Consider the following 24,529-nt stretch of genomic DNA (forward strand, 5'->3'; position numbering starts at 1 on the left):
AGGCGGGGGGTTTTCTTCAGGCGGGCAGTTTCAGGTGGGCATGTTGCCTTTGAGCGACACTTCTCCGGGCGTGCGTTTTTTCTTGAGCAGCCGGAACGACTGGATCAGCCGGAACCGCACGTCCGCCGGTTCCAGCACTTCGTCGAGCGCGCCGGCCGCCGCGCTGTGGTACGGCGTGGCGAATTTGGCCGCATATTCCGTGGTCATGCGTTCTTTTTCCTTGAGCTGTTCTTCCGGCGGCATGGTTTTGAACTTGCGGGCGTTGAGTATTTCAATGGCGCCCTGCGGGCCCATGACGGCGATCTCGGCGTTGGGCAGCGCGTAGTTGAAATCGCTCCCCATGCATTTGGAGTTCATCGCGATATACGCGCCCCCGTAGGCTTTGCGCAGGATAAGCGAGATTTTCGGCACCGTCGCCTCGGCGTATGCGAACAGCAGTTTCGCGCCGTTGCGGATGATGCCGCCGTGTTCCTGCTCCAGGCCGGGGTAGTAGCCGCCGATATCTATGAGGCTTAATACGGGTATGTTGAAATTGTTGCAGAACCTTATGAAGCGGGCCGCTTTCACGCTCGCCGCGATGTCGAGCGCGCCGCCCAGATGAGCGGGGTTGTTGGCGACCACGCCCACCGTGTCGCCCCCGAGCCGGATAAACCCCACTACGATATTCTTCGCGAAATTCTGGTGTATCTCGAAGAATTCATGCTGGTCGGCCAGCCACCAGATGATGTGCTGCACCCGGTAGGGCTTGCGCGGATGCAGTTCGCTGATTTTTTCAAGCAGCGTTATTTTGCGGTCTATGGGATCCTCGTTATGCTCCGTAGGCGGACGGTCGTAGCGGCTTTGCGGAATGAAACCGAGCAGTTCGCGCACCTGCCGGAAACAGTCCTGCTCGCTTTTGGCCACGAAATGGCAGACTCCGCTTTTCTCCGAGTGCGGCATGCTGCCGCCCAGCGTGTCGAAATCCACTTCTTCGCCGGTCGCCGATTTGATGACGTTGGGGCCCGTCACGAACATATGGCTGATTCCTTCGACCATGAAAACGAAGTCGGTCAGCGCGGGCGAATAAACCGCGCCGCCGGCGCAGGGGCCCAATACCACCGAAATCTGGGGCACAATGCCGGAGGCCTGCACGTTCTGGTAAAAAATCTCGCCGAACCCGTCGAGACTGGACACGCCTTCCTGAATGCGCGCCCCGCCCGAATCGAGCAGCCCGATAACCGGGAACCGCGATTTGGCGGCCATGACCGTCAGCCGCGCGATTTTCTTCGCGTGCGCCGCGCCGAGCGAGCCGCCCAGCTGGGTGAAATCCTGCGCGTAGACCGCCACGTCCCGCCCGTTGATTTTTCCGAACCCCGTGATAACGCCGTCGCCGGGGATCTTGTTTTCGGCCATTCCGAAATCCACGCAGGTGGTTTCTACAAGGCTGCCGACGGGGTAAAAGCTGTTTTCGTCCAGCAGGTAATGGATCCGCTCCATGGCGGTCAGTTTGCCTTTTTTCTTCTGCGCCGCCACGCGGTCTTCCGGCCCGCCCTTGTTGACTTTTTCATAGGTCGCGCGGAACAGCAGCAGAGCCGGGGATATGACTCTTTTCTTCTTCCTGCGGGTTTTGTTTCTGGCGGCTTCGGCTTCGGCGCGTTCAGCCTGCAAAAAATCTTCCATTGTCGTTCCTCCGTAATATACCGGCACTTTCAGCAGTTGACACAGCGGTTCCGGGCCACATATGGGGGATTGAACCCGGGCGCCATGTATACATTAAATAATATCAAAATGGGAACGTTTTTGCCCGCCGGCTGCGCTATCGCCAGGCCGCGCTGACTACAAACCCGTCCGCCGTGCGGGCTGTCCTGTAGGACAGGGAAGCCACCAGCCGGGCGATTTCTTCGCGCTGCGCCAGATTGCCCGTTACCACGGGCGGGGCGACAACAGCCGCCAGCTCCAGAAATCGCGAGTAGTCCGGCCCGGCCGGGGTTTGCGGCAGTTCCGGCAGGTTTCGGGCTATGTTGTCGGCCGCAGCGAACCTGATATCGTTCAGCACCGCTTTAAGGCCAGTGCCCGCCGCTTTGAGCACGGCTTCCTTAAGAGTCCACAGCGCGGTCAGGAATTCGGGAGCGTGGCTTTTCAGCTCGTCTTTATGAAACGAAAATTCCGCCCAGCCGACCGAACGGGTTTCGCTTTTCTCAAGGTCTATGCCCAGCGCGGCGGTAGTACCGCGTCCGGCGGCGCAAAGCGCAACGCCGTTGCTGTGGGTTATCGAAATGGGGCATGTCACAGGCTTGCCCAGAAACAGAGCCAGCGGCCGGCCTTCGCTGTCGGACGAGATTAGCAGGCCGCGCAGATCTGCGCCGGGGCACCGCTGCGCTGCCAGCGCGGTTTTCGCCGCCCAGCGTCCGGCCAGCCAGTCGCGCCGCCGCTTTTCGATTTTGAAACGGTTGTATACCGACAGTTCCTCCCCCCCCAGAAAACTTTCCGGCGGGGGCAGACTGGTCATGCCGGTTTTGACAATTAGAAAGGGCATCAAGCTACTGGGCTATCATCTGATAGTCCTGCAGTTCGGCCCAGAGCGTGCCGTTTTTCCCGTACACATAAGCGTTGTAGACGCTTCTTCCCTCCGAGTTGCGGCCCTTGTACTCGCCGTAAACGTAGAGCGTTTCCGGCACGTCGGGATCGGGGTTGGTGTAAACCAGGCCGACCGCGTCGGGCAGGGCCATCCGTTTTTCGATGTTGAGGTCGCGAAACCCGCAGGTCTGGAAAGCGGCTTCGATAAGGAGCGGGTGCGCGAGCAGTTTGCGGGCATTGCCGTCAGCCCAGAGCGGTTTTTGCGGCCTGCGGTAAACCGCGCTGACCGATTTGCTGCCTATTGAATGGATCTGGTCCAGCACCTGAAAACTCGGCCCGTGGAAATACAGTTTGTAAATCCCGGCTTTATCAATAAGCGGTTTGCCTTGCGGAAATTCCGGCTTGGGCATGCTTTTCCACTTAAGCGCCGCATTCTCGGCCGTTGCCGCGCTGAAGTGCCGCCTCGGCGCGCCCATCCTGACCCCTTTGGCGTTAATGAAATCGGACTCGATTTCCATAGTGATGCCGTTGCGGTTGCGTTCCGCGTTTATCCGAACCGGCTGGGGCCGGTTGCGCAGCAGTTTTATCGGCAGCGAGAACCGGATATTCCTTAACATTTGAGGCCGTTCGCCGCCAAGTCGTGCGGCGGCTTCAAAAAACGTTTCAATACCTATGACGCCCGGCACATACGGCGTGTCGGCTATCGAGTGATCAGCCAGATACGGATCCGTTTCAATGCTGAAGGTTTTGCTTGTTTTCAGCGTCTGGTTTTTTTTAAACGCGGTCTCCCGCTCCAGAAACGGAAACCCGGAATTCACCGCGGCTTGCGCGGCGGTGTGTTCCGCCGGTTCGGTATGCGTTTTCTGTTTTTCGGTATGCCGGAAAACCGGTTCGGGCGTAAGCTGCGAAGAGTGAGCCGCCGGTTCAGGTTCCGGCTCCGGTTTCTGTTCGCCGGGCGGTTCGGCCTGCGCGGAAGAAGGGTTGCTGTCCCCGGCTCTTTCCGCCAGCACATAGTTTATGCAATGGCGGATAGTGGGATAGTCCTTTAACTGAACCCCCTCTCTCCGCCCGATGCCGTAATGTTCGCGGATCGCCACGAACAGCTCGGCCTGCTTGACGGTGTCAATGCCGAGGTCGGCTTCCATGTCCAGATCGAGTTCCAGCATATCCTTCGGATAACCGGTTTTGTCGGAAATCATGGCCAGCACCGAGGCGGTCACCTCGGGGTCCGCGCCGGGCTCGGCCGCCGGTTCCGGCTGACGGGCGGGCTGCGGTTCGTTCAGCGCGGTTTCGGCGAGCTGCGGTTTCTCGATGCGCCGTTTGGCCGGCTGGGGCTGGGCGTGTTCCTTCGTCTGATCCTCCTGCCGGGTTGTTGCCGGCCGGCCGGGATTTTCCTCCCGTGCGGCGTGCTGCCGGGGCGCGGACTGCTGCGGAACGCCGGTTTCGCCGGCATCAGATTTCGTTCCGCCGCTGCCGCGTTCCGGAAAGAAATTCAGCTGGAGCTGGCTGTCGGTGTCCAGTTTGCCGAGCGAGCCGGAAAGCACTATTTCCGGCCTTGCCGAGTACATCAGTTCGTCCAGAATGGCGGTCATCCCTTCTTCGGGGTAAATGAAGTCCACGCCGTTGGATTCGAGGAATGTTTTTACGCCGGGCCGCAGGGCCATGCCGGTGCCGCCGTAGGCGGTCATCGCGGCGGATACGCCGCGGTAGCCGGAGTTCTGCAGGCTGACCGCCAGCTTGGCGATATAATCGTTGGCGCAGGCGTAATCGGACTGGCCCAGATTGCCGAACTTGCCGGCTATCGAAGAGGCTGACACCCAGAACCCGCCTTTCTTGAGCACGCCGGACCCGGCGAGTTTCATCGCGCTGTCGGCCTTGACGTCGAAGATGCGGTAGAATTCCTCCACGGTTTTGTCGCTGACCAGTTTCGAGCGTTCCAGCCCGGCGAAATGCACTATTCCGTCAATCTGCCCGTACCTTGCTTTGATCTTTTTGACACATTCGGCTATGGCTTTGCCGTCAGTCACGTCGCACCGGTAATATTCGGCCTCCGAGCCCAGCGTCCGCAGTTTCTGGAGATTGTTGTGGAGCGTTACGGGATCGGTCAGCCGGGCGTATTCGCGTTCCAGAAGCACCGGCGTCGCTTTTACGGACGAGTCGGCCTTGAGCCTGTTCCAGACGGACTGTTTCAGCTCCGCCAGTTCCGCCTCGTTCATTCTGGCGTATTTCGGGGTATCATCCGTCAGTTCCAGAATATCGAATACCAGCACCCGGACTTTGGCGCGTTTCGCGGCCAGCTGGGAAAACAGCGCGCCCAGGCCCCGGCCGCCGCCGGTTACTATGAAGGTCTTGCCGTCGAGCGGGTAACGCAGCTTGCTGGTGTCCACCCGTTCGGAAACCGCGAAATAGGTGGTGCGCAGACTGTCGTGAAACCCGATCGCCATGCGGTCGTCGCCGCGCATGATTTCATGCACGGTCTGTTCGGCTATGGCGGCGGGGCTGAGCGACGGGTCGCAGTCTATCAGTTTGGTGCGGGTTTTCGCCAGTTCGTACATGTCCTTGCGCAGGCACTGCGTCGTGCCCGCGATCGCGCCGTAGAACGGATCGAATGGTTTGCCGGTGCGGAAGCCGAATGCGCCGTCAAGCGTGATATTGATCGAGATAAAGGTGTCGGCTCCGGCCTGGTTGGCCAGCGCTTTCTCGAACACCTTGCATGCCAGAAAATACGGCATGACGTAGCGCACCATATCGTTATGCGCGCTTGCCGACAGATCAAGCACGCTGGTCTGGCAGCCGAGCAGAGATATTATGCCCTGCACGTCCGGGTTTTCCGCCGCGAACTCGCGCAGGTTCTTCTCGACGTCCTCTATGCTGTCCCAGTTTACGATAACGGTGTTTTTGCTCCGCGTTTTCTGCGAGGTGAAAACATGAACCGGCACGGCGAATTTCTGCAGTTCGTGCTGAAACGCCTTGGTCAGTTTGGCATTGTCGGAGAACAGCAGAACGGGCCGGTCCGCCGCGATTTTGCGGTCAAATTCCTCGGTAAGCGGCGCTTCTACGGTTACAGGCACCAGCCTGATGCAGCGGCCCGGTTCCGGCCCGGCCTGCTGCGCTACGGGTAGGGCGGCTGTTTCGTGCGTGGCGGGTTTCTCGTCCTGCGCCGGGGCGGCTGTTTCCTGCAAAACGAAGTTTATGCAGTGGCGGATGGTGGGATAATCCTTCAGCTGGATCCCCTCTCTCTGCGGAATGCTGTACTTTTCGCGGATGGCTACAAACAGCTCGGCCTGTTTGACGGTGTCAATACCGAGGTCGGCTTCCATATCCAGATCAAGCTCCAGCATATCCTTTGGATAGCCGGTTTTCTCGGATACCAGTTCTATGACAGCCTGCTCCACTTTCGCTGCGCCCGCGCTTACCGCAACAGCAGGCCGTTCAAGCACGGCGGTCGCCGGCGTGGCGGAAGACGCTACCGGTGTCGCCGCGGAAACCGCGGCGGGCGGCGCGGTCGCCGGAGCGGGTGCCGGCGCAGCGGGTGCGGCGGCTGTGGCTGTCGCCGCGCCGGACGGAGCCTGTCCCGTTTCCGTCAGCACGAAATTTATGCAGTGGCGGATGGTGGGATAATCCTTCAGTTGGATCCCCTCCCTCTGCGGAATGCTGTACTTTTCGCGGATGGCTACAAACAGCTCGGCCTGTTTGACGGTGTCAATACCGAGGTCGGCTTCCATATCCAGATCAAGCTCCAGCATATCCTTTGGATAGCCGGTTTTTTCGGACACCAGATCAAGCACTTCCGCTTCCACCGCCGGGCTGCCGCTTGCCCGCGGCACGGTTGTTAGAGCGGCCTGTTCTGCCGCGGAAACCGCGGCGGGCGGCGTGGCCGCCGGAGCGGGTGCAGGCGCAGCGGGTGCGGCGGCTGTGGCTGTCGCCGCGCCGGACGGAGCCTGTCCCGTTTCCGTCAGCACGAAATTTATGCAGTGGCGGATGGTGGGATAATCCTTCAGTTGGATCCCCTCCCTCTGCGGAATGCTGTACTTTTCGCGGATGGCTACAAACAGCTCGGCCTGTTTGACGGTGTCAATACCGAGGTCGGCTTCCATATCCAGATCAAGCTCCAGCATATCCTTTGGATAGCCGGTTTTTTCGGACACCAGATCAAGCACTTCCGCTTCCACCGCCGGGCTGCCGCTTGCCCGCGGCACGGTTGTTAGAGCGGCCTGTTCTGCCGCGGAAACCGCGGCGGGCGGCGTGGCCGCCGGAGCGGGTGCAGGCGCAGCGGGTGCGGCGGCTGTGGCTGTCGCCGCGCCGGACGGAGCCTGCCCCGTTTCCGTCAGCACGAAGTTTATGCAGTGGCGGATGGTGGGATAGTCTTTAAGTTTCACACCTTCTTTTTGAGGGATACTGTATTTCTCGCGGATGGCTACAAACAGCTCGGCCTGTTTGACGGTGTCAATACCGAGGTCGGCTTCCATATCCAGATCAAGCTCCAGCATATCCTTTGGATAGCCGGTTTTTTCGGATACCAGATCAAGCACCTCCGCCTCCACCCGGCTGTTTGCGCCGGGCGCCGCGGAGGCCGCCGCCGGTTTTTCCGCTTCAGGCACAACCGCTGCCGGCATGGGAGCCGACGCCGGGGTTTTCATAACAGGTAAGGCCGCAGGCGCGGTTTTCACGAAAGCTTGTGGCGCTTCGATTACTACGGCGGGTGTTTCGCCTTTTTTGATGCCGGCATCTTTCACCCGCAGCGTGTTTTTGAATATTTCCAGTTCCGGCGTATTCTGGCCCGATATCAGGCGGAGCCACGATTCGCGGACGTTTGAGTCGGCTATTCTGGATTCCTCGTCGGTGCACAGCCGTTCCGTCACCGTCATCGCCAGCTGCGAGCCGAACCCGGCCGCAAGGCGCAGCGCATATTTGAAATTGTATTTGCCGCCTTTGCTCAGATTGATGCCCGCCAGCTCGGGATCGGGCACCTGGTAGTTGGCGATCGGCGGCACCCTGCCGGTTGTCAGGGCGCGCACGCTCACCACGTCTTCAAGGCCCGCGCCCATGGCGTGGCCGGTGAATCCTTTGGTGTTGCTTACTATGATGTCGGTCGCGCCGGGCCCGAACGTTTCTTTAAGCGCGTTCACCTCGGCGGATGCGCTTCCCCCCTTGGCCGGAGTGTAGGTTTCGTGCGACATGAACATCATGTTTTTCGCCATGTCGAGCCTGTTAAACCCATAACGCCGTTCCACTTTGGCCACAAGCCTTTCCATAACGTCGCTCACATGGTTCACGTCGAGCCGGGTCGGGTGGAACGCGGAGTTGGCTATTTCGGTGCCCAGCACCCGCGCCAGCGGCTTGACGCCGCGGCGTGCGGCGGAAGTTTCATCTTCCACCACCAGCGCCGCCGCGCCCATGCCCACAATCATGCCGTGCCGGCGTTTGTCGAACGGCAGAGCGGCCTGGCTGACCACGGCGGCGGTCGTAGCCGCGCCGGTCGCCAGAAAACCGGCCAGAACCCATTCCTGCATGATGTCGGTGGTGACATCGTCCGCCGAAATTATGATGATGCGTCTGGCGCGGCCCGTGCGGATCCAGTCTTCGGCGATGCCTACGGCCTGCGTTGTGCTTGAACAGGCCGCGCTCACATGCGTGGCGGGCCCTCTGGCGTTGATCCACTGGCAGAACTGGCTGTGGCCCAGCGGAATCGCCTTGAGCAGAAAGTCGGTGCTGAATTTATAGGCCCCGTTCTCCTGCGCGTGGTACCGGGCGAAGTTTTCCGCGTACCAGCGCGACAGTTTCGCCCGGGTTTCCGGGCTCTTTATCTCGCTGATTACCGTGTTGTAGAAGGTTTCGATGTCCGCAAGCGTGCCGGTCCGGAATTTCGCAGTCAGGTATCCCGACACTTCCTTGATCACGCTTTCCGTTGACGGGAAAGCCGAGGCGAAAATCACGCCCGTATCGTCAATCATCTCTTTGGGCAGGCCCCATTTTTCCGGCAGGTAGCCGCCTGTCGAGGTGCGCTTGTAATACATGACGAGCGGGATCCCCGCATCTTTAAGCGCGAGCAGGCCCGCGCCGATGGCGAGCCGGAAAGTGTTGTCCATTGACCGGGCCCATTTTTCCGGCAGCCCGAATTCCTCGCTCAGCTCGAATTTGCCTTTCTGCGCGGCCAGCTTGACGGCCTGGGCGACATCCGTCAGCTTCTCGATGCGGTGGTTTCCGTCTTTGGCTTTAACGACGTATTCCACGTTCTTGTCAATCTGGCTCTGCTGATTTTTGTGCGAAACCGGTTCGATAAGGTTCTGCCCCCGCAGTATTTCGTCAATGTTCCCTTCGCGGAACGCCTTGTCCCAGCTGCCGGGCGTGCCGGCGGCGATGCCGCTTATGCCGATATTGCTGGTGTTGAAGCCGAAGCGGCTGGCGCTGTCGGCAACGGGAGCTGGCGCGGGCGCCGCAGGCTGCGCCGGCAGGGCCGGCACGGAAGCGGCCAGACCGGCGGTTTCTTTCGCCCATATTTCATAGGACGGGGTATAGATGCTGCCGGGCTTTAAAATATCCTTGCCCTGCCAGTCCAGCACTATGTTGGAGGACATCAGGTTGGCCAGCAGGTCGTTAAATTCCGCTATGCCGCCTTTTTTCGGGTGGTTGGTGGCCAGTACCCGGATGTCTTTTTTGTCCGCCAGCGTGGCTGTGGCGAACGCGCTTAGCACGCGCTTGGGCCCGCATTCCACAAACAGGCGCACGCCCTGATCGTACATGTTGTTAAGCTGGGAGATCCATTCCACGGTATGGCATACCTGCACTGCGAGCAGTTCCCTGATTTCATCCGGGTCGTCCGGGTAGGGCAGCGCGGTTACGTTTGAGAAAACCGGCAGCTGCGGGCGGTTGACCGGGATCTTTTTAAGGAATTCGCGGTACGGCACGGTTGCCGGTTCGATGATTTTCGAGTGGAAAGCGTGGGATACCGGTATCGCGACGGCCTGTATGCCCTGTTTGTTGAACATGTCAATCGCGGCGGGAATGGCTTTGCTGTCGCCCGCTATTACGGTTTGCTGGGGGCAGTTTTTGTTGGCCACGGCCACATAACCGGGTATGGCTTTAATCTTTTCCTGCACCATCTCCCACGGCGCGGCGATGGAAGCCATCATGCCGTTGTCGGCTACTTTGATGCTCGCCATTTCCTTGGCGCGGGTGCTGACGGCGCGCAGGCCGCCTTCAAAAGTGAAAATATCGGCGGCGACGGCGGCGGCGTATTCGCCCAGACTGTGTCCCATAAGCATGTGCGGCTTGATGCCGTAGGAGGTGATCAGCCGCATCATGGCCAGATCGGCCGTAAGAACCGCGGGCTGGGTCATTTCCGTCTGCTTGATGGCGTGCTCGTGTTTTTCAAGCTGTTCCCTTGTTTCGCCAGGCCGCGACCAGATGACGTCGGTCAGTTTGACGTTCATGAGGCGCTGCATGATTTCGTCAGATTCGTCGAACGTGTCCTGCACGATCCGGTACTTCGACGCCAGATCCTTGAGCATGTCCACATACTGCGAGCCCTGACCCGGAAACACGAACCCGATTTTGGGCTGTATTTTACCCGGCACGAAAGGATAGATTCCTTTCATTTTCAGGCGCAGATTGTCGGCCGCCCAGGCGTTCGCCGTTCTGGCGGTTTTGAGAAAATAGGCGATATTTTCGGCCAGGTGGGCCGGAGTCGCGCCGGAAAGCGACACGCCGAACCCGTTTTTGATATTGGTGTTGAGCGGATAGGCCTTGAGAATTAACGGATAGGGTTTTCCGGTGTCGAGTTCCTGCGCCAGTTTTTCCAGTTCGGCGAATAAAGCGTCCATGGTGCCCGCGGAAAGCGTGACCGCTTCGCCCTGCAGTTTTTCGCCGGGCACATGCAGCTGCACAAAAGGCCGGGCTTGCGCGACGGGCTGCTCGGCCTGCGTTTCCAGCGCGCGCTGCGCGGCGGCTATGGCCGACGGCCCGAACTCTTCCAGCGCGACGTGAAAATTGGTCCCGCCGAACCCGAACGCGGAAACATTGGCGCGGCGCGTTTTGTCGGTGTTCCACGGCTCCGCTTCCGTTATCACGCGCAAAGGCGAGCCGGACCAGTCTATCGCCGGGTTAAGCTCCGTGCAGTTGATGGAGGGCGGCAGGGTTTTGTGATGGAGCGCCAGAGCCGTTTTGATCATCGAGGCCATGCCGGCGGCCGCCTTGCAGTGTCCGATATTGGATTTGACCGAAGTTACCCCCACTCCGCCCGCGGCGGCGCCCGATTTGAAGCATTCGTCGAGCACGGCGAGTTCCGTCGCGTCGCCCACCACGGTGCCGGTGCCGTGCGCTTCCACAAGCTGCACGTCGGCAATGGAATAGTCCAGCTGTTCGAAAGCGTGTTCTATGGCGAGTTTCTGGCCTTTGGGGTTGGGCGCGGTGATGCCTTTGCCCTTGCCGTCGCTTGACGCGCCTACCGCGCGGATGACCGCGTACACCCGGTCGCCGTCGCGCACCGCGTCGGACAGGCGTTTGAGAATTATCGAGCCGGCGGCCTCGCCCATCACGAACCCGTTGGCTTTTTTGTCGAATACGAACGAGCCGTCGGCCGACAGCGCGCCGATCTTGCAGAATTTTATGTAAGCCGAAGGCTGCATCATCTGGTCCACTCCGCAGCACAGACACAGGTCGAAATTGCCCAGCCGCAGCCCGTTCACCGCTTCCTGCACGGCGGCCAGCGACGTGGCGCACGCCGCGTCCACGCTGAAATTGGTGCCGTTAAAATCAAATACATTTGCCAGCCGGCCGGCTATGACGTTGGACAGTTCGCCCGGCATCGTGTCTTCCGTTATTACTCCGAATTTGGCGTCTACTCCGGTTTCGAACTCGGCCAGCATGTCGTCCGCCGCCTTGCCCAGTTTCGCGTAGGTTTTGGTGCGCTTGAGCATGTCCTGTATTTCAAGGCGATGCACGCGGGAATCGGTGGTTTCCTTCTTCATGCCGCCCATCGAATTGCCTACGATGACGGCGGTGCGTTTGCGGTCAAAAGGTTTCCTGTCGTAGCCGGAATCGGCCAGCGCCATGTGCGCGGTTTCTATGGCGAGGTGCTGGGTTCCGTCCATCTGCTCAGCGATTTTCGGGGGAATGCGGTGTTTTATGGCGTTAAATCTGAAGCCGCGTATGAATCCGCCGATTTTTGAATAGGTGCGGTCAGTCGCCTTGTGGTCGGGGCTGTAGTAGATCGCGGGGTTCCAATAGTCGGGCGGCACTTCGGTAATGGAGGATTTTTTATTGAGAATGTTGCTCCAGAACGTATCCTTGTCCAGCGCGCCGGGCATTATGGCGCCCATTCCGATAATGGCTATTGGTTCGGAGAGTTTCTTTGTCATAGTCAGTTAAGCTCCTTGAAACAATTGACGCCGGGTTCTGAATCGGGGGATTGCCCGGACGTCGCAGTCCTTCGGGGTTTCGTTATTCCTTTATATTTTATTAAAAAGCCGGCCGCCACAACAAGGTTTATATTTAATTATTGTTAAATGTATGCATATATGGTATTATCAGAGCAATTATGAGGATAAAATTCTGGGGAGTGCGCGGCAGCATAGCCGTCAGCGGGCCTAAATACAACCGGTACGGGGGCGATACCGCCTGTGTGGAGGTGACGGGCTCGTCGGGCGAAACCGTTATACTGGACGCCGGAACCGGCATCCGCCGCCTGGGTCTGGAATTGGCGCGCCGCAAGGTGCGGAGCTGTCATATTCTGTTCACTCATTTCCATTGGGATCATATTCTGGGTTTTCCGTTTTTTGCGCCTATTTACAGTAAGAAATGTTCGGTGGTGTTTACCGGGTGCCCTCATTCCGGCCAGTCGGTGAATGATATGATCGCCAAAACGATGGAACCCCCCAATTTCCCCGTGCCTTATGACACCGTTTCCGCGTCGTTCAGCGAACAGCCTATGTGCCGCGACAGGTTCGTTGCCGGCGGCATGACTGTTCAAGCCGTCCCGCTTTCCCATCCCAACGGAGGCAGCGGGTATAAATTTACCGAAAACGGGCGCTCGTTCGTGTTCCTGACCGATAATGAGCTCGGGTTCAAACATCCCGGCGGGCTCAGCAGGGCCGGTTACGCGAAATTCTGCCGGAACGCCGATTTGCTGGTGCATGACGGCGAATATACCGCAACGGAATACACTGCCCGGCGGGGCTGGGGCCATTCGAACGCGGAGGCGGCTGTCGCGCTGGCCCTTAAATCCGGCGCGAAGCGGCTGGCTCTTTATCATCACAATCAGGAACGCACGGACGATGCCATTGATGCCATAGTGGGTTCCTGCCGGAAACTGGCGGCCGGTTCCGAACTGGGAATTTTCGCCGCCGCGGATAACATGGAACTGGAGGTCTGATGCCGACAGCTTTTTTTAACAGCCTGTATTACCCGCTTGGCGGGTTTCTGGTGTCTTTGGTGCTGCTGCTTTATTTCATTTCCAAATTCGCGGAGGCGTGCGGCGAAGCCGTTGCGGCGGAACCGGCTCCGGCGGCGGAACCGCCAGCCGTTGTGCCGGCTGCGCAGCTTGTTCAGGCCGAACCGGATCTGTTTTCGGATTTTTCAGAAAAACCTGCCGCGCAGGAGTTTGTCCTCTCGGCGGAGCTTATACCGGCCGAAGAGGGTGCGGCCCGCCGGACGGCGCCCGGCACGGCGGCGATCGAGTCGGAAATTTCCGAATTCCGCGTCCAGCTTGACGAAATGAAATATCTTGTGGAACAGCGCAAGACTCTTCACGAGAAGCAGATCGTGGACATTATCCGCAATATAAACGGCATTGTGAACCGGCTGGAAACCGTCGAACCGCAGTATCTGGAGGAGATCCAGCCCAGTTTGCAGTATCTTGTTTTTGAACTGGAAAATATCCGTGCGGCGGGCGGCAATCCGCTGGCCGCGGGCCGCAGCTAGTTTATGGCCGGAGATTATTCCGGGCTGGTCCGCTCCATAGCTGTTTTTATCACTTTACTGGCGGTTCCGTGCGGCTGGGCGGGCGGGTTTCTGCCTGATGGCTCGTTCAGCAAGGAAGCGACCGGCACTACCGCCGCCGCATTTATAAAAGATCCGTATGGCGCGGTTTACGCGGCGCTGGGTTCGGCAGGTTCGGCTTACCGCAGTCCCTACTCTGTTTTTTTCAATCCCGCCGGCCTGACGGGCGACAAGGTGAGCGCGCTGCGCAACCGCAGGCAGACACGAGAAGAAAAATTCGAGGTGGACGCGCAGACCGTGCCGGAAGGGGTTATCGCCTATAATTTGCAGGAATTGCGCAAACATCGCAAGGAGCGGAACAAAAAACGGCAGGTCGAGTCGGATGATGGCGTGCTGTTGCTTGAGGCCGCTCCGGCGCCCTCTGCTCAGGGCAATACCGTCGGTTCCGCGCTGGGCGCGAGTTATGACAGCATGTTCGAAACCTACTCGCGCAGCGCACTCACCTGTTCCATGCCTGTCGGCGCGGGAGTGGTGGCGGCAAGCCTGCTGTATGCTTCTCAGGACGCGCTTGACGGGTTCAGCACCAGAGGCGATTATACCGGCTCCTTTAACGCTTATGATTCAGCCGCCGGGCTTTCCTATGCCCGCACGATAAAATTGCGCCGCGGCGAGTTTGACGCCGGAATAACTTTCAAATATATCACCAGCCGCATTGAAAATGCGGAAGCGTCCACCATAGCCGCAGATATCGGGATTCTGACCCGTGATTTTGTTGATCAGGGCGGGCTGATACGCGATTTCGCCGTTACGGTCCGCAATCTTGGCCTGCCGATGAAAATGGACACCGTGGCGGAGCCGCTGCCGCTGGAACTGTCGGCGGGCGTGATGCTGGATGCGGGGCAGGGCTGGTACGGCTATATAGACGGCAAATTCCCCTGCGACTATTCGCCTTATGTGGCGGTGGGGCTGGAGTGGAAACCGGTTCGGCGCAAAACCTGCGATGTTGATTTCGCATTACGCGCCGGGTTTAACATGAAGCGGTCACACGAGCTTGGCGGGCTGGGCGGCTGGAGCGCGGGCGCGGGGCTTGGGTTTGGCGGGCTGGTAATGGATTACGCGTGGGTTCCGATGAACGATCTTGGCAGCACCAACCGGTTCAGCCTTACCTGGCGCTGGGGCGGTCCGGCGTCAGGCGGGCGAAGCGGTGTTACGGCTGAACCGGAAGTGGTCGGATTCATGTGAACCGCAGTTTTTTTGAGCATGGGAGAAAGGTTATGAGAATAACGTCTGTTTTGGTTGCGCTGGCGGTTTTAATGTCCGGTTCTGCCATGGCGCAGGACGGCGCCGCGCCGCAGCCGGCGGGCGCGCCGGCCCAGGCGGCCGCGCCAAACGCGGCGGACAGCGCTTATCCGTACCAGTTTGACAACAGCTATTTCGGGCTGGACAGTTCAGACATGATGCTCAACTACATACGTTTTTTTATGGAGCCCACCTACAAGATAAAGGATCAATACAGCGCGGGCGGGTTCGGCGCGGAAGCGGGCGTTATCGCGGCGTACCGGAAAGGGTATCCCTATGTCGGGTTTTCAGTAGGCGGGTTCGGTTTTGACAGCGCGGATTCATCCGACTACAGGTTTACCACCATTCCCGTTTTGGTGCGGGCCGGGGCGGATTTTCCGATTACGCCCAACTCCCAGTTTTCGCTGGTGGTGGGCGGCGGCTACAGCATTAACGATTATGCGTCAAGCAACCCGGCCGTCAGCGCAAGCTGCGGCAATTCTTATCTTTTGCAGGGTCAGATCGGTGTAAAGTTTCCGGTTTCCAGCCATATCATGCTGGGCGTTTATGGGGGGTATAGCTATATGAAACCTTATATCGGCTATACCCGCGGGGGCCTGACCGAAGGCGATTATAAAACCGTGGATGCGCCCTTTGTGAAGCTGCTGATACAGCTGTAACCGTTCTGTTGCCAGACCCGCTTCAAGCGGCCGGCCCGCGCAGTATTGCGCGGGCCGGCCGTTTGAAATTAAAAGAACGTGAAAATGCTATTCCATTCCGGTTTTCAGGCGGTGTTTGATGATACGCAGCATTTCGGTGTGAATGAGCCCGTTGGTGGCGAGTGTTTCCGCTCCGTAGCGTTCGATGGCGGTCCACGGCTTGCCGGAAAAATCGGTCACTTTGCCCCCCGCCTCCTGCACGAGCAGGCGGCCGGCGGCCACGTCCCACGGCTTGAGGACGAATTCCCAGTAGCCGTCGCTGCGGCCCGCGGCGATCCAGCTCATGTCAAGAGCGGCGGAGCCGGTGCGGCGGATATCATGGCAGATTTTAAGGAAATCTTCGATGAACCCGCAGTAAAAATTTCCGCGTTTGTAGCGGTCATACGGAAATCCGGTGAACAGCAGGGAGTCTTTCAGTTTCGCGGTTTTGGTAACGCGGATTTTCCCGCCGTTAAGGGTTGAACCGTGGCCTTTGCGCGCCAGAAAAAGTTCGTCGCGGAACGGATCCAGCACCCCGCCCAGAACGGGCTCGCCGTCTTTAAGCAGCGCGATGGACACGCAGGCGGTCGGCAGGCCGTGCGCGTAGTTGGTGGTTCCGTCGAGCGGGTCCATTACCCAAAGGTGGCGCGAGCCGGTTATGCGTTCCGACTTCTCCTCCGCCAGATAATCGTGTTCGGGAAACGCGCTGGTGATTATTTCCAGCGCGGCCCGCTGTGATTCCAGATCCGCCTGCGTCAGCAGATCGCCTTTGCCCTTGAGTTTATAATCGGTCCTGCGGAAGTAGTGCAGCAGGATCCCGCCGCAGGTTTTTAACGCGCTTGTCAGAACGGTTTGTTCTTTCATGGGGTTTCCTCCAGGCCGGGTGAATCTTCCTCCGGTTCGGGTATGTCGGGCCAGGGCACGGCGGCCGGTTCGGCGGCTTCCAGCGCTTTGTCCAGCACCGCCATGGAAACGCAGTCGTCTTCATTGTACATAAGCACTTTTTTTATGGAGTCTTCGTTGCCTTTGAGCCAGTCCCAGTAAAACACCATTGATTCCATCGCGCCGCAGTCGTTCTGCCGCCACTGGAACCCGAACAGCGGCGCCACGGCCTTGAGCGAGTAGCCCGGCGCAGGCAGATAGAACGAGTCTTTGACCGATTCCATAAGGTCGAAGCAGGCGTCCGCCAGCCCGGTCAGGCTTTTAGCCAGTTCGGGGTACACGCCGGCAAGTTTCCGCATGTGATGGGCTTCGTAAGTGGTCCAGTGGTAAAGCACGGCTTGCGCCGGATCGCCCACGAACTCGATGAATTCCCTGAAAATCTTTTCTTCCTCGGTATGCCCGTGCGCGAGGAAACTGGAATATTTGCCCGCTTCCCGGTCGTATACCCCTATAAGGTATACATGCGCGATATCGCCGGCGCGCACCGGATCCGACGCTTCAAAATCGAAATACAGATTGCGTTTTTTGCGCGGCGGCGGGAAACAGCCGGTTTTTTTTATGACCGGTTTGCCCAGTTTGTATGCTGTCGCGCTCATATAAATGTCTTTGCCGGGCTGGTCGCCCATGAGAATACCGAATTTGAGAGGATCTTCGGCGGCTATGTCCGCCGTTGTCTGGTAGCCGTATTCGCGCAGTTCTTCGCGCAGTTCATAGCCGATCGCGGGGATCATGACCAGCGCGCCGCTGTCCGCCGCGCTGTGGTTGGCGTATTTGCGCCAGGGCGGCTGGGCCGCCTTGGGCGGGCGGCCGGTTTCGGGTTTGAAACTGCCGTCGCGTATGTCGCGCCAGAGCCTGAGCGCGTTGTCGAGCCGTTCATCCCAGTCGCGTTGCAGAATGCAGACCCGTTTGGTCCGTAGCGAAATCACCATATCCGGATGCTGGTACTGCTGGATCCGGCCCAGTATCCTGTTTAAAAGCGCGGCCGCAAGCGAATAATGGTCTTTCAGATCGCCTGCGCGCTTGAGCTGGATCAGCCGGTAGTGGTATTTGCCGAAAACTGATTTGCCTTTATGCTCTTTCAGAAGCAGAGTGGCGCGGCCCAGAACGTTTTCCGGCAGATCCCACAGGCTGGGATAGCCGATCGCGGGCGCACCCGCTTCCATGGCCTGAAGCGTTTTGAGAAAAGTATCGGACTGCGAGTCGCCTTCAATAATGACCGCGTCGGGATGTTCGGCGAAGATTATGTCGGATTTGGTGGATTTGTCGCCGTCGGTGCGGGCTTTGTCGTAGCGGGTGTTTTCCGCGAAGAATTCGGCGCGCGGGGCATGGTAGTCGCACCACAGCCCGAACGGATCCTGCGTAAGCGAAAACATCCGCGATGCCCTGAAGTCTGATTCGCCGGGCGTTCTTCCTGCTGAAAAGCGGTTAAATAAAGTCTGGGCTAGAGTGTCCATTCCGAAAAGGCCTTGTCAGTTGACTGCATTAATAGCTTATGATAGCATATAGGGGACGGGTTTTGCGCGTCTTGCCGGGACCTTCACCATTCTTCAGGATGTTTAATATGCCGGAAGGCCAGGTTTGCAGCGATGCTCGCACCGGCTGTATTGTGTTTCGCAATACTTTCGCAATTTCCGCCGGTTTGCACTGTGCGCGATCTTACATCAGGAGTGATTAGTTAAATTAAAGTATGGCGAGACCTTTAAAGCCGTCCGTAAATATTCAGAATCTGCTGAGCGTCGAGCGGGTGCTCATCATCAACAAGCATACCGAGAAAAACGAGCTTATTGAAAAACTTGTGCGCAAAATAGCGGACGATTACCCCGATCTTCCGGCGGATTTCCTGCTGGAGAAGATACTCCAGCGCGAGCAGGGCATCAGCACCACCATGGATACCGGCCTTAGCATTCCGCACGCGCGGGTTGACGGGATTGACAATTTTATCGTGGCCTTGGCGGTTGCGCCGGAAGGGATTATGGATCCCGCCACGCCCGGCGTGCCGATAAAGGTTGTATTCCTGTTCCTGTCGCCTTCGGACGCGGCGTTTTTCCAGAAACACCTGCAACTGCTTTCCTTGCTGTCGGCAAAATTCCAGCCGGAGTTTGTCGAGCGGCTTGTTTCACTCAAGACAGCGGCGCAGATAATGCATGCCGTGGCGGGAAGCGTCTGATATGGCTGTTTTGAAAATCTGCAAATACGGCGAGCCTATTCTGCACCGTTCTTTGACGGAGGTGGATTATGCCGCCGCGAAAGACTCGCTTGCCCGCATTATCGAGGATATGTGGGAAACCTGCCTTGTCATGCGCGGCGCGGGGCTGGCGGCCTGCCAGGTGGGGCTTGACATGCGGCTGGTGGTGATAGCCGTGCCGCAGGACGATAAGAGCTGGCGGCGGCTGACGCTTGTCAATCCCGTCGTAACCGCCAGAACGGGCCGGAAAGTGGAGGAAGAAGGGTGTCTTTCCCTGCCGGGCCTGTTCGCGGAAGCGGTGCGGGCGGCTAAAGTCACGGTGCGGGCGCTCAACGAAAAAGGTATTCCGGTTGAAATAACCGCTTCCGGGTTCCTTGCAAAAGTCATGCAGCATGAAATTGACCATCTGGACGGGCATGTGTTTACGGAGCGTGTCGTCGCCGCCGAGAAAAACCGCGTGAAGTCCGAAATCAGGCGGCTGAAAAAACACTGGGCCGGAATTGACGAAAGCAAACAGGTGCCCGATTATGAAAACGGTTTTCCTTGGGACGCCTGAACCGGCGGTTCCCTTCCTGCATAAAACGCGCGAAATGACGGATCTGAGGCTTGTTGTCACCAATTCCGACAAGCCCTGCGGCCGCGGCATGAAAATTTCGCCCAGCCCCGTAAAGAACGCAGCGCTGGCGGCGGGCCTGCCGGTGCTCGCTCCCTGCGATATCGAGGAAGCTCGGGAGGCGGTTGCCGCCGTCGCGCCTGATCTGGGCATAGTGGTTGCCTGCGGGCATTTTCTGAAGCCGCAGTTCCTGGCTACGGCCAGACACGGTTACATCAACATCCATTTTTCCCTGCTGCCGAAATACCGGGGCGCCGCGCCGGTGCAGTGGAGCCTTATCAACGGCGAAACCGAAACCGGCGTTACCGCGTTCTGGATAACCAAAGGCATGGATACCGGCGATATTTTCATGAGCCGCAAGCTCGATATTCTGCCGTCGGATGACGCCGCATCTCTAATGCGCCGCCTCACCGCGCTGGGCGCGGACGTGCTGGCCGACACTCTTAACGCGGTAAAAAGCGGCCGGCTGATCCGCAAACCGCAGGCCGGCGAGCCCACTTTTGCGCGGATGCTGGCCCGCGAGGACGCGTGGCTGGATTTCCGTTATTCTGCCGCTGTCGTGCATAACCGGATCCGCGGGCTGGCGCTGGGGCCTAAAGCGAAAGCCCTGCTCAGGCTGCCGGACGGGCGCAGGATTGCCGTGCAGTTTGTGAAAACGGTTGTCTGTTTGCGGCCGGGCCGGGCGGGCCTGGAACCGGGCGCAATCGTACGCGTTGAAACGGAGCGCGGTATTATTGTACAATGTAAAGAGAACACCGAACTGGGTGTGCTTGAAGTCCGGCCGGAGGGCAGAAATACCGTTCCGGCGCGGGATTTTTTTTCCGGCATGAAGCTCGGGCCGGGCGATATTTTTTTGAGCGGAGCGCAGCGGGCCGTGTGATGATCGGATGATAGACAGACTGGCGCGCATTTTTCTGGACGTGACCGAGCGGTTGCAGACCTCCGTGCGGGGGTTTGTCGTTTCCGGCGTGCGGCTGGGCGAGATTTTTATTGCGCTGGTCTTTCTGGCGGTCGTTTCCTATTTTTCGGTTAACTGGGCGCTGAAAGCCGTTATCCACAGCAATGAAATAGTCGCGTTGCCCGACATAACGAAAAAACCCGTCACGGCGGCGCTTGACATCATTTCCCCCAAGGGCCTGGCCCTGCAGAAACAGGGCGAGGAATTTGATGCGGAGGTTCCTGTCGGCAGCATCATCCGGCAGCTGCCCGTGCCCGGCACGGAAGTGCGCAAGGGCAAGATAATCCGTGTATGGCTGAGCCAGGGCGGCGAGGCGGTTTTCGCGCCGAACCTGGTGGGCCTGCCGCTTCGCAACGGCGAACTGCTGCTGCGCCAGAACCAGCTGATGCTGGGCGAGGTGAGCGAATCTTATTCACTGCGGTTCGCCAAAGGCCTTGTCACCAGTCAGGACCCGAAAGCCGACGCGAGCCTTGCGAAAAACGCGCTGGTCAACGTGGTGGTGTCGGCGGGCGCGCCGCCTCCGGAAGTGAAACTGATGCCTGATTTCCGGCAGAAAACCCTTCCGCAAGCCAAAAACTGGGCTGCGGAAAACGAGATTGAACTGAAAGTCGCCGAGGACGCGGGTTCGATTTTTCCGGACAACACGGTTATCGCGCAGGATCCCGCGCCGGACGCGCTGATCCCGTCCGGGCAGCCGGTTTCGGTCACGATCAGCCATAAGGCGGGCGGAGCGAAGGCGCAGAGCAGGGAAAGCCTGCACCATATCCAGTACCGCGTGGCGGACGGCGGCGGCCAGCAGAAAAAAGTGAAGATCAGCCTTATTGATTCTGGCGGCGAAAAAGAGGTTTTCAACGGGCTGCGTATGCCCGGAGCGGATATAGACTTGACAGCGCCCCGCCACGGGCCCGCCATGGTTCGCATATTCGTCAACGGCACGCTGGTGGACGAGCGGGAGATGCCCTGATGATGGAAGCGGTTTCTCGCATAACGGAGGCCGGCGGAGAGCGCAGGATAATAGCGCCGTCGGTGCTGTCGGCGGATCTGATGCGGCTGGCCCGCGACATTGATTCCGTGTCGAAAGGCGGGGCGGACTGGGTTCATCTGGATATCATGGACGGGCACTTTGTGCCTAACCTCAGTTTCGGCCCTTCACTGGCGAAGGCGATACGCGGTTACACGGATTTGCCGGTTGACACGCATCTGATGCTGGACAATCCGCAGGATTTTGTCGAGCCGTTCGCAAAAGCCGGCGCGGATCTGATCACGGTGCATCTTGAAGCGATAGAAGGGCCCGGCCTGCTGGAAAAGATCGCCGGGCTTGGCGTCCGGGCGGGCCTTTCGCTCAGGCCGGACCGTCCGGTAGAAGATCTTAAGCCGTTTTTGCGGTATGTTGATCTGGTTTTGATAATGACTGTGTTCCCCGGTTTCGGGGGGCAGGGATTTTTACCCGGCAGTGCCGAACGCATTGCCGAGGCCCGACGCCTCATAGCCGCTTGCGGAAGGAAGATATGGCTTGAGGTGGACGGCGGAATAAACAAGGAAACGGCCGCTGCGGCCTGCCGCGCGGGAGCTGACGCTTTCGTTGCCGGCAACGCCGTGTTCGGCGAGAAATCGCCGGCGGAGGCCGTGCGCAACCTGCGCAGCAGCATCAACTAGGAGGAAACATGGCAGTAGTGCTTAGACTGCAGAGAACGGGCAAACCGAAAGCGCCGCATTACCGGATCGTGGCGATTGAAAAATCGCATCAGACCCGTGGGCGCGCGCTGGAAATCGTGGGGCATTTCAATCCCCGCGGCAACGCGAAACCCGCCGAACAGGTGGTATTCGACATGCCCAGACTCGAGCACTGGCTTTCGGTGGGCGCTGTGCCCAGCGAAACCGTTGCCGGTCTTATCCGCCGCGTTAAAAACGGCGGAGAAGCCGAAAAGAAGTAACCGCCTTTGGGCCGCGCGGCTTGCGGCCTGAGGAGATGAAATGAAAGAACTCGCTGAATACCTGCTTAAAGCGCTTGTATTAAAACCCGAAGAAGTGGCGGTATCCGCTTCCGAGGACGATAAGGGCGTTGTGCGCGTGAAAGCGCATGTGGCGGAGTCGGACAAGGGCAAGGTTATCGGGAAAGACGGCCGTGTGATCAAAGCGGTGCGGGCGGTGATGTCCGCCGGCGCGGCGAAAGCGGGCAGGAAAGTTTTTCTGGACCTTGACTGATGCGTTTCGACGTAGTCACGCTGTTTCGCGCGATGGTGGATGGCCCGCTTTCCGAAAGCATAGTGGGCCGGTCGCGGAAACAGGGCATACTGGAGCTGGGGTTTGTGGATCCCCGCGATTTCACCACGGACAGGCACCGTTCGGTTGATGACCGGCCTTACGGCGGCGGTCCGGGCATGGTGATGCTGGCGGAACCGCTGTATCAGGCGATCGCAAGCGTGAAGCGCGAAGATTCGCTGGTGGTTATGCTGGGCCCCAAGGGTGAACGGTTCACCCAGAACACGGCCAGAACGCTTTCGGGCCGTCCGCACGTGATTCTGCTGTGCGGGCATTACGAAGGCGTGGATGCGCGCATTGACAGGTATGTGGATATGGAGCTCTCGCTCGGTGATTTCATCATGACCGGCGGAGAACCCGCGGCGGTCGCCGTCATAGACGCGACGACAAGATTGCTGCCGGGAGTCTTCGTCAAAGACAATGTTCCCGATACCGAATCCTTCAGCGGGAACCTCTTGGAAGCACCTCATTACACACGTCCGGCCGTATGGCGTGGAATGAGCGTACCGGATGTGCTGCTGGGCGGCAACCACGGCGAAGTGGACAAATGGCGTGACCAGGAATCGCTCGCCCTGACCCGCAGTCGCAGACCGGATCTGCTTAAAACAATGTTGGAGGACAACAATGCAACTCGTACAGGAAGGAATTAAAACCGATATACCGGCGTTTCGGCCCGGCGATACGGTTCGCGTGCACACCAAAGTTGTTGAAGGCGCTAACGAAAGAATTCAGATTTTCGAGGGCACCGTCATCGGCAGAAGAGGCGCGGGCATTTCGGAAACCTTCACGGTCCGCAAGATCTCGTTCGGAGTAGGCGTGGAGCGCATTTTCCCCGTCCATTCGCCCAAGATCGAGAAAATTGAGGTGAAGAAGGCGGGCAAGGTGCGCCGCGCCAAACTGTATTATCTTCGCAACCTCGCCGGGAAAGCCGCGCGCATTAAAGAAGCGAAACCGGAAACTGACGGAACTGCCCAGTCTTAAACAGAAATTGTCAGCGCAGGTGTGCCTTGACGAGACAGGAATTCGACGAGGAACTGGCGCGGGAATACAGCGCAGGCTCCCTGATCGGGATAGATGAAGCAGGCAGGGGCCCCCTTGCGGGGCCCGTAACTGCCTGCGCCTGTGTTTTGCCAAAAACGGCATATCCGCTGCTTGCCGAAGTGAACGACAGCAAACAGCTTTCTCCGAAGAAAAGGGAGAAGCTGTACGAACTGCTCAAACAATGCGGAGCGCGTTACAGCGTGGCTTTTGTTGCTGCGGCGGAAATAGACCGCATAAATATTCTGCAGGCCACATTCAAGGCGATGCGCGAAGCGGCGGCTGAAGTCGCCGCTTCGCTGGCTTCGCCGCTGTGCGTGGTGGACGGAAACCATAAAATACGCGATTTCAGCCTTCCTCAGACGGCAGTGGTCAAAGGAGACAGCCGGTCGCTGTGCGTGGCGGCGGCGAGCGTTATCGCCAAGGTCGAGCGCGACCGCTATATGCGGGCGCTTGACGTAAAATATCCCGGCTACGGGTTTGCCGGGCACAAAGGCTACGGCACGGCGGCGCACATGCGCGCGATAGCTGAAAAGGGCCCGTGTCCAGAACACAGAACCACATTTATCCCCGACGATATCATAAACGGGCTCAAATCCCGGGCCCGGCAGCTTGATTTCAAATTTCACTAATTCCAATGGCGGGATTTTTCGGCCGGATATTCAGCTCTGACAATACGCGCCGGCAGACCGGCGCCGCCGCCGAAGCGCAGGCGGAGGCTCTGCTGCGGGCGAAAGGCTACGAAATACTCGCGCGCGGCTGGCGCGTGCCGTGCGGCGAGCTGGATGTGGTGGCCCGCAAAACCGGTACGCTGGTTTTTGTCGAAGTCAAAGCCCGGCGCGGCACGGGTTTCGGCGGCGCGATTCATGCGGTGACAAAAGCCAAACAACTCAAACTCACGCGCGCCGCGCTAAGCTATATCAAAGCGGAAACGCCCGGTTTTTCATCAGCCCGGTTCGACGTGATGCTGTTCACCGCCGGGCAGGAGCCCGTGCATATCGAAAACGCTTTTCCCCCCGCCGCCGGTTTCAATTTCTGAAAGCCCGGTTGAAATTTCATTC

Annotated in this window: 20 protein-coding genes; 15 read left to right on the forward strand and 5 right to left on the reverse strand. The window is 58.9% G+C overall.

The window, feature by feature from the left end; all coding sequences use genetic code 11:
• Window positions 1–30: 30 nt before the first annotated feature.
• The 3 genes from PHW69_00510 to PHW69_00520 form a co-directional block, all read right to left on the reverse strand.
• Window positions 31–1,659 (reverse strand): acyl-CoA carboxylase subunit beta, encoded by a 1,629-nt coding sequence (locus PHW69_00510; GenBank protein MDD4003669.1) that lies wholly within the window; start codon window positions 1,657–1,659, stop codon window positions 31–33.
• A 136-nt stretch (window positions 1,660–1,795) separates the two neighbouring features.
• Window positions 1,796–2,515, reverse strand: coding sequence for a 4'-phosphopantetheinyl transferase superfamily protein (locus tag PHW69_00515; protein MDD4003670.1), 720 nt, complete (start codon window positions 2,513–2,515; stop codon window positions 1,796–1,798).
• Window positions 2,516–2,519: 4 nt separating this feature from the next.
• Entirely contained in the window at window positions 2,520–11,915 is a 9,396-nt protein-coding gene (locus PHW69_00520; protein MDD4003671.1) for an SDR family NAD(P)-dependent oxidoreductase, read from the reverse strand.
• A gap of 179 nt (window positions 11,916–12,094) precedes the next feature.
• On the opposite strand from PHW69_00520, the gene PHW69_00525 reads away from it, so the two are divergent.
• The 4 genes from PHW69_00525 to PHW69_00540 are packed head-to-tail and all read left to right on the forward strand — an operon-like array spanning window position 12,095 to window position 15,452.
• Window positions 12,095–12,928, forward strand: a complete 834-nt coding sequence (locus PHW69_00525) for an MBL fold metallo-hydrolase (GenBank protein ID MDD4003672.1) — start codon at window positions 12,095–12,097, stop codon at window positions 12,926–12,928.
• The gene (locus tag PHW69_00530) at window positions 12,928–13,476 is read left to right on the forward strand and encodes a hypothetical protein (protein ID MDD4003673.1); all 549 of its coding nucleotides are present in this window, start codon (window positions 12,928–12,930) and stop codon (window positions 13,474–13,476) included. Before PHW69_00525 ends, PHW69_00530 begins: the two co-directional genes overlap by 1 nt.
• Window positions 13,477–13,479: 3 nt before the next feature.
• Window positions 13,480–14,736: a hypothetical protein gene (locus tag PHW69_00535; protein MDD4003674.1), complete on the forward strand. Its 1,257-nt coding sequence runs from the start codon at window positions 13,480–13,482 to the stop codon at window positions 14,734–14,736.
• 32 nt (window positions 14,737–14,768) lie between these two features.
• On the forward strand, window positions 14,769–15,452 hold the full coding sequence (locus PHW69_00540; GenBank protein MDD4003675.1) for a hypothetical protein: 684 nt from the start codon (window positions 14,769–14,771) through the stop codon (window positions 15,450–15,452).
• Between the two features lie 87 nt (window positions 15,453–15,539).
• Here PHW69_00540 and PHW69_00545 read toward each other — a convergent pair whose 3' ends face one another.
• Together PHW69_00545 and PHW69_00550 are read right to left on the reverse strand one after the other, a co-directional pair.
• The gene (locus PHW69_00545) at window positions 15,540–16,334 is read right to left on the reverse strand and encodes an inositol monophosphatase family protein (protein ID MDD4003676.1); all 795 of its coding nucleotides are present in this window, start codon (window positions 16,332–16,334) and stop codon (window positions 15,540–15,542) included.
• Window positions 16,331–17,866 (reverse strand): TM0106 family RecB-like putative nuclease, encoded by a 1,536-nt coding sequence (locus tag PHW69_00550; GenBank protein ID MDD4003677.1) that lies wholly within the window; start codon window positions 17,864–17,866, stop codon window positions 16,331–16,333. Before PHW69_00550 ends, PHW69_00545 begins: the two co-directional genes overlap by 4 nt.
• 233 nt (window positions 17,867–18,099) lie before the next feature.
• On the opposite strand from PHW69_00550, the gene PHW69_00555 reads away from it, so the two are divergent.
• From PHW69_00555 to PHW69_00605, 11 genes are read left to right on the forward strand one after another with little or no spacing between them, the layout of a single operon-like run.
• Window positions 18,100–18,579: a PTS sugar transporter subunit IIA gene (locus PHW69_00555; GenBank protein MDD4003678.1), complete on the forward strand. Its 480-nt coding sequence runs from the start codon at window positions 18,100–18,102 to the stop codon at window positions 18,577–18,579.
• A 1-nt stretch (window position 18,580) separates the two neighbouring features.
• Complete coding sequence (def, locus tag PHW69_00560) at window positions 18,581–19,153, forward strand: peptide deformylase (GenBank protein ID MDD4003679.1); 573 nt, start codon at window positions 18,581–18,583, stop codon at window positions 19,151–19,153.
• Window positions 19,125–20,090, forward strand: coding sequence for a methionyl-tRNA formyltransferase (gene fmt, locus PHW69_00565; protein MDD4003680.1), 966 nt, complete (start codon window positions 19,125–19,127; stop codon window positions 20,088–20,090). The genes def and fmt overlap by 29 nt, the downstream gene beginning before the upstream one ends.
• A gap of 7 nt (window positions 20,091–20,097) precedes the next feature.
• Entirely contained in the window at window positions 20,098–21,132 is a 1,035-nt protein-coding gene (locus PHW69_00570; GenBank protein ID MDD4003681.1) for a PASTA domain-containing protein, read from the forward strand.
• On the forward strand, window positions 21,132–21,824 hold the full coding sequence (gene rpe / locus PHW69_00575) for a ribulose-phosphate 3-epimerase (GenBank protein ID MDD4003682.1): 693 nt from the start codon (window positions 21,132–21,134) through the stop codon (window positions 21,822–21,824). The genes PHW69_00570 and rpe overlap by 1 nt, the downstream gene beginning before the upstream one ends.
• An 8-nt stretch (window positions 21,825–21,832) precedes the next feature.
• Entirely contained in the window at window positions 21,833–22,102 is a 270-nt protein-coding gene (rpsP, locus tag PHW69_00580; protein ID MDD4003683.1) for a 30S ribosomal protein S16, read from the forward strand.
• A 40-nt stretch (window positions 22,103–22,142) separates the two neighbouring features.
• The gene (locus tag PHW69_00585; GenBank protein MDD4003684.1) at window positions 22,143–22,373 is read left to right on the forward strand and encodes a KH domain-containing protein; all 231 of its coding nucleotides are present in this window, start codon (window positions 22,143–22,145) and stop codon (window positions 22,371–22,373) included.
• Window positions 22,373–23,080, forward strand: coding sequence for a tRNA (guanosine(37)-N1)-methyltransferase TrmD (gene trmD, locus PHW69_00590; GenBank protein ID MDD4003685.1), 708 nt, complete (start codon window positions 22,373–22,375; stop codon window positions 23,078–23,080). Before PHW69_00585 ends, trmD begins: the two co-directional genes overlap by 1 nt.
• Window positions 23,055–23,411, forward strand: a complete 357-nt coding sequence (gene rplS / locus PHW69_00595) for a 50S ribosomal protein L19 (GenBank protein ID MDD4003686.1) — start codon at window positions 23,055–23,057, stop codon at window positions 23,409–23,411. Before trmD ends, rplS begins: the two co-directional genes overlap by 26 nt.
• Before the next feature lie 26 nt (window positions 23,412–23,437).
• Window positions 23,438–24,100 (forward strand): ribonuclease HII, encoded by a 663-nt coding sequence (locus PHW69_00600; protein ID MDD4003687.1) that lies wholly within the window; start codon window positions 23,438–23,440, stop codon window positions 24,098–24,100.
• Window positions 24,101–24,105: 5 nt separating this feature from the next.
• Window positions 24,106–24,507 carry a YraN family protein gene (locus PHW69_00605; GenBank protein ID MDD4003688.1) on the forward strand — a complete coding sequence of 134 codons (402 nt, stop codon included), beginning with the start codon at window positions 24,106–24,108 and terminating at the stop codon, window positions 24,505–24,507.
• The last annotated feature ends 22 nt before the right edge of the window (window positions 24,508–24,529 follow it).

The sequence above is a fragment of the Elusimicrobiaceae bacterium genome, from assembly GCA_028700325.1.
Taxonomy (GTDB): domain Bacteria; phylum Elusimicrobiota; class Elusimicrobia; order Elusimicrobiales; family Elusimicrobiaceae; genus JAQVSV01.